The sequence below is a fragment of the Pseudorhodobacter sp. E13 genome, from assembly GCF_003991405.1.
In the GTDB taxonomy this organism is placed as follows: Bacteria; Pseudomonadota; Alphaproteobacteria; order Rhodobacterales; family Rhodobacteraceae; genus Pseudorhodobacter.
In genome coordinates this window covers 1-6,285 of the sequence record NZ_RPEN01000119.1, presented here as the reverse complement: position 1 = coordinate 6,285, position 6,285 = coordinate 1, and the positions used below count along the sequence as shown (strand labels likewise).

Here is a 6,285-nt window from a genome sequence, read left to right as displayed (position 1 = left end):
GATCACTCCAAATGCCCCCAGCTGGTTCAAGCCGGGGCAAGGTTGCACATGGGTCAATTCTCAGTGACAATTTTGGCCGCTGCCGGGTCAATTCTCAGTGGCAATCAACACCCCTGCTCGACAAGGATATACTTCCGCTTGCCCTGATCCAGCCTGTTCAACTCGATAACCGCATGGCCGGTAGTCCCAGAGCCTGCAAAGAAATCGACGCATATCGCTTCATCCTCGGTCGCGCCTGCTGCTCGAAGCGCGTCCATGACGAAGCCCTTAGTTTTCGGATAGTCGAAATCATTTCTTGGGACGATATCTGCCAGTTCGGCCGCGCCGAAGTTGGATGAAGCATATTCCGGCCTGTCCCACCAAGTCGTCGGGGCTGCCTCGTCATCCATTCTGGTCTTGAAGTCGATGTTCAACACGCCAGAAGAGTCACGCCTTGCGCGATATTCACCGTATTCCTTGCGGACACGTTCATGTCCTCTTTGCCAGCGCTTCTCGATCTTCTCGGCGCCGTCATACTTGATCGGATATACCTCTTCGACCCCCGCCGGTCTCTCCTCGAGAACATCGTAGGCGTTATTTTCATCTACCCATTGAAGTTTGGGCACATAAAGCTTTCCGTCCTCATGAACCCAAATGGGATAAAACGACTTTGGACGATCCGTTCGCAAGTCTGCGTTGCCTGCGCGAACAAAGTTCATCCACGCAAAATGTCCAATCTCATCAACCAGGGGGTATCGTTCTGCTTTCTTCTGGCTAAAGCCCAGAGACGACGGTTGCGCAAGGTCAGTGCGTCCATAAAAAATCGCATATTCGTGAACGGGTGAGAACTTACCGGACGTCTTCCGGCTCTGAGGATTTGCGCGAACTATCCCGATCCCTATTTGCTTGGTATAGGATTGCCCAAACACCTCACGCATTCCGCTTACTTCGGTATCATCAATTGACCCACAGATCACCGCAGTATTCTTTGCAAGTGCCGTTGAAGAACGCAGTGACTGATCAATCAACGTAAGCCACGACGAGTCCTTGTAGCCGTTCTTGTAGATGATCGCGGAAGCATCAGTGTTGTAGGGCGGGTCAATATAGAGGGTTCCGACGCGCGCCTCGAAACGCTCACCCAACAGCCTGAGCGCCTGAAAATTGTCCCCATGCACCAGTAACCCGTCGAGGCTGGCATCCAGATCGGGGATCGCCTTCAGCAAATCGGCCCGGAACCCCGCATCGAACAGCGCGGTGTCCACCATCAGGAAGGGTTCGGCCTTCAGATCCTCCACAGTCCCCGCCGCTGCGGTGCCCCGCATCCCCAGATCGTGCCACTGCGCCCATTGCGCGGGGTTCGCCGCGATGGCGGGGTAGAGCGCCTCTGGCACCCTATCCAGCGTCACGCAATACTGCGCCGCCACCACGAATTTCTTCTTCAGCCACAGCTTCTTCTGGAAATTCTCGATGCTGGCCAGAAAGGTGATCAGGTCAAGCGCGATGGCGCGCAGGCACTGAATCATCCGCAGGTTTTTCTCGATGGCGGCAAAGGCCTCGGCCCCCTGCACATCGTCCAGGTTCATCACCTCGTTCTTGATGTAGAAATCCAGTTCCCGCCGCAGGAAGCCGCCCAGATCCTTGTGGATGAAGTAGTCGGCGGTGTTCTTCTGGGTGTAGGTGGTCAGGTGCTTTTCCAGCAGCGTGCGCTTGGGGTTCTTTTCCGTCGGTGCACGGGTGGTCAGCGCCAGCCAGCGCGCCTTGACGGCCTCATCATCCAGAATCGCCGCCACCGCCTGATCGACCAGCGCCTCTTGCTTGGTGCCCTTTGGCTGCGGGGCATAGTCGAACCGGATGACCAGCGCGCCGTCTTCCTCGGTCACCGGCTGGATCGTTTCCTCGAAGGTCTCGCCATCCTCATCCGTGCGGGTGACGGTGCGGGCGGTCGCCAGCACGAAGCGGCGTTCCTTGTCATTGTCCTTGCGGTTGTCCTTGGCCGTGTCGGCCGCGACCAGGCGGAAGTGGACAACGCGGCCGTCATCGAGCTTGAAGCTGAAGTTGGAGAAGGACTCGCCCGATTTGGTGTAATACTGGTCGCGGTTCGCCCAGTGCAGCACGACCTCTTCCCCGGAATAGGGGATGGCATAGGTGTCGCCCTTGTAGCGGCGCTGGCTGATGAAATCGCCCTTGTCGTAGTAGCGCGAGAAGAAGGTCAGCAGGTGCGAGAAGACCTGGTTCTCATGCTCGGACGCGCCCGAGCTGGCGGCGGCAAGCTGGGCGCGGAGCTGTTGGACCTTAGGTAGCTGGTCTGCGCTGATGCCGAGTTCCTGAGCGGACTTTTCGGCTTTGGCGATCTCATCCTTCAGCGTTTCGGTATTCGCTGCAGTCCCAGCGGCCAGCGCCTCGGCCACCCGCGCCTTCAGCCGCTTGGACAGGTAATCCTCGATCTCGCCCGCGCGGGCGTTCAGAATGCGGTAAACGCCGAAATCGAGGTCAGGCCGGTCGATCTGGAAGATTTCACGCAGCTTGGCAACGAGGGCGTCAAAATTGCTCATTGTTCTTGTTTTCCTTGATGTTACTGGCCCTGATTACACGACAGCCCAGCGGATCGTAAACAGGGTTTCGACCGCGTGTCCGCGGCTGAGGCGCTTTTGTAGGTTGGCGATCAGTTCATCCCGCTTGTCGGCAACCTCGTCCTCTTGGTTGAAGATTTCCTGCCGCTGCTTGCGCTGGCGGCGTTCCAGTTCCTGCAGCTTGGCCTGGATGGCGGCCTCTTCTTCAAGGGTCGTGGCCGCCCGGGCCTCGCGCCGCACGGCCTTGATCTGCTCCTTGGTGTCCTTGAGCGCCTTCTCGGCAGCGTAAATCTTGTCCTCAGCCCAGCGCTCCAGCCGTTCACGCGCAGTGGCGAAATGCTTGTTGTTGGCATCGAGGGATCGGTTCAGCGTGGCTTTGACATGCTGCTCCGCCTCGGCCTGAAGCCGGTCCGCGATGGCTGGGGCGGGCATGTCGATGGGGTGAACGCCAGCACCGACCGAGAACAGCTTGGCGCAGGCTTCGTGATCGATGGAGCGACCGTTGTCGTCGATGCCCGAGAACAGCAGGTATTCCTCGGTCTCGAAGGTCGTCACTGCAAGTTTGCGCAACGTCAGCCAGCCGCGTCGCCCTTTCAGTGCCTCGACGATGGCCACGCGTGTCGGGTGATTGGTCACATCGAACCGCAGTTCGGCCACCGGCGTGTCCGCGGCCTTGGCTGTTGCAATGACATGCTCGCCCAGCGGGTGCGAGAGGCGGTAGAGGAAGTAGCCGTGTTCGTTCTTGGCCTGATCTGCCGCCGAGTTCCGCGAAATCAGGTGATAGCGGCCTGGACGCAGGTCGCGGGTCGGCGGGGCCAGGAGGTCGAAGGCCAGATTGGGTTCGTCAAATTTGGCCCTGTCGGCAAGGATGGCGGTAGTCAGCTCCCAGAACCGGCGGCCGACACGATCCAGCTGTTCGCGGGCGTCAGCGAGGCGCAGCTTCAGGCGGGCGTGCACATCCTCGTCGAAGTTCTCCAGCAGCGTTCGCCTTGTATCCTCCATCCGGCTGCGGATCTGTTCTTCCAGCTGGGTCTGCAACTCGTCGAACGCCGCGGCGATTGCTTCTGGCGTGCGGCAGTCTTGGTAGATTGCCAGGATGCGCTTTTCGAAGTCGACGCCGGACTCAATCGTTCCCAAGACCTCGTCCGAAGCTCCGAAGACGCCATCGAACAGATTGAACTTTTCGGTCAGAAGGGCGTGGACTCGTTTATCGGCGTCGTTGCGTTCGTTCAGGAAGTTCACAACGATCACGTCATGCGTCTGCCCATAGCGATGGCAGCGGCCGATGCGCTGTTCGATCCTCTGCGGATTCCAGGGAAGGTCGTAGTTGATGACCTGCGAGCAGAACTGCAGGTTGACACCTTCGGCCGCCGCCTCCGTGGCGATCATGATCGAAGCGTGGTCGCGGAATTCCTCGATCAGTGCAGCCCGAACGTCGATGGCGCGGGAGCCGGTAATCTGCTCGGCGCTTTTGGGATCGACGAGCCAGCGCTCGTAGATATCCTGTGCCCTGCGATCGGAATTTGTGCCACTAAAAGTCACAACCTGATTGGCGTAGCCGTTACGTTCAAGGAAGTCTCGGAGGTAGTCTTGGGTTCGCCGTGACTCGGTAAAGATCAGGGCTTTCCGCTTGGCACCCATCCGCTCCTGCTCAGAAAAGCCGATCTCTAGGGCCTTGAGCAGCGCCTTTGACTTGGTGTCGGTCTGGATCGAGTGCGCAAGCTGTATCAGGCTGGAAATGTCGTCGATTTCTCGGCGGAGCTTTGCGAAGTCGATTTGCCCGGATCCTGTGGTGTCAGATGGGTCCTCGTCACCCCATTCGTCAAGAATTTCTTCCTCGAGTTCGTTCTCGAAGGAAATCACCTCTGCCAGATCATCCTTTACCGGTTCCCCCTTCTGTAGGGCCAATAATCGGGCGCGGAGGGTCTCCAGCGTTCCTGCAATGGCCTGTGACGATGATGCGAGAAGTTTCCGAAGGATCAGGACGGTGAGATGTCGCTGTTGAGAGGGTATGGCATAGGTGTCCTCTCGTTGAAGGAAGCGCGTAATGCCGTCATAAAGCGCCTGCTCATTCTCTGCTGGGGAGAACGGCTGCGTGATGGCCCGACGCTGGGTGTACTTGACGTACTCCAGAACCTGCTTCCGTAGCGTGCGCTTGCAGAAATCGGCAAGCCTCGCGCGAAGCTCGGGCAGATCGCCACCCGCATTCACATATTTCGAACGGAAGCTGTTGGCATCGCCAAAGATGTTTGGATCGATGAAGTTCGTAAGCCCGAATATTTCCATCAAGCTGTTTTGGAGGGGGGTAGCCGTCAATAGGAGCTTTTTGCGACCTTCTACTGCACGTTGGAGTGCTTGCCCGATGCGATTGCTCGGGCGGTAGGCGTTCCGCAGTTTGTGGGCTTCGTCGATGACAACCAGATCCCAATCTACTTGCCGCAGCTCGTCCTGAAGCTTTGCCGCATAATGGTAGGACAAAACGACGATCCGTTTCTGTGACAAGGGGAAGGGAATCCCCTCCATCCTCATCTGTCGATAGGTGCGAGCGTCAATGACGACCGCGGGGAGGTTGAACTTATTGGTCAGTTCCGCAGCCCATTGCTGGCGGATCGCGGCCGGGCAGATGATGATCAGCCTTCGCTTCCGCTCGGCCCACTTCTGGCAAAGGACAATTCCTGCCTCGATGGTTTTACCCAAGCCAACTTCATCAGCAAGAATGACTCCCTCTGCAAGCGGCGACTGCAGCGCGAACATTGCAGCTTCAATTTGGTGCGGGTTAAGGTCTACAGAAGCGTCAAATAGCGACATCGAAAGCTGATCGTCGGAACCCGGAGGCGCCAGCTTTGTCAGGTCGTGGGCAGTGTACTTGCTGTGATACGCGGTGAACATGCCATAGTGTTAGCCGCTCTAGGCGTTGGCTTCGAGAGATTCTTTCAAACGGATCAATGAAACGGGTCAGATTCCCCGCGCCTGTCCATCATTAATCGCCAACTCGCCAAGGGTGCCCCTTCGGCATAGCCGACGTCACCTCTACCTCCCGGAGCATTCTGCCCACGATCAGCCCAACGCGGACCCAATCAAGCGCCAGCCTCCAGTCCTCATAGCCGCGCCGCGCTGATGCGATCTGTTCCGGGTGCGGTCGCCAGGTGATCGGGCACGCCAGCAGCTCAATTGTTCGCCACTTGCCGCGCGTTTTCACCCGTTCGGTGCCGACGACGATAGTTGTTGCCCGCTGACCATGCTGGTTGTTCTTGATTTCCAACGGCACACAGCGCGGGACGACGCCCGGCATCCAGTCCGGAGTCATGCCAGCGCGCGCCAGTTCCGCCATGCTGATCGCCATGCGGATGCCCCCGAGACTTTGTGGCATGTCTGCGACGGTGGCGGCGATCACTTCGGCATCGGGATGGGTGTAGCTGCCCATCTTGTGCTGGCCGCCGTCCATTTTGCATCCAAGCATGGCGCATTGCAGCAGGACGTATTCGAGGCCGAAGCCGAAGCCTTCCTCGGTCACGTCCTTTGGTGGCGGAAGTTCCAGCTGAGCTTGCTCGACGCGGAACGCCCATTCCAGCGCGGCCTGGACGCCCAGCGCGCGCTTGACCTTCGTGCCGCCCGTGCGGCCGATTGGACCTGTCACGGTTTCGTTCCGGTCTTTTGAGAGCGATACTCGCCATCAAGGAGACCGGATATGGCAGCGATACACAGCGACGAGTTCAAGCGGGATGCGGTTCGCATT

General features: G+C 58.6%; 3 protein-coding genes. All 3 read right to left on the bottom strand.

All coding sequences use genetic code 11. From position 1 onward, the window contains the following. Positions 1–104: 104 nt before the first annotated feature. Positions 105–2,531 (bottom strand): DNA methyltransferase, encoded by a 2,427-nt coding sequence (locus tag EGN72_RS00640; protein WP_127044739.1) that lies wholly within the window; start codon positions 2,529–2,531, stop codon positions 105–107. A gap of 33 nt (positions 2,532–2,564) precedes the next feature. Further along, positions 2,565–5,438, bottom strand: a complete 2,874-nt coding sequence (locus EGN72_RS00635; RefSeq protein ID WP_127044738.1) for an SNF2-related protein — start codon at positions 5,436–5,438, stop codon at positions 2,565–2,567. Between the two features lie 91 nt (positions 5,439–5,529). Next, entirely contained in the window at positions 5,530–6,186 is a 657-nt protein-coding gene (locus tag EGN72_RS00630; protein WP_127044737.1) for a hypothetical protein, read from the bottom strand. Positions 6,187–6,285: the final 99 nt, after the last annotated feature.

What these genes read in the sequence shown, in the direction of transcription:
- EGN72_RS00640 (WP_127044739.1), bottom strand. Translation starts at nt 2,531, where the DNA reads ATGAGCAATTTTGACGCCCTCGTTGCCAAGCTGCGTGAAATCTTCCAG.
- EGN72_RS00635 (WP_127044738.1), bottom strand. Translation starts at nt 5,438, where the DNA reads ATGTTCACCGCGTATCACAGCAAGTACACTGCCCACGACCTGACAAAG.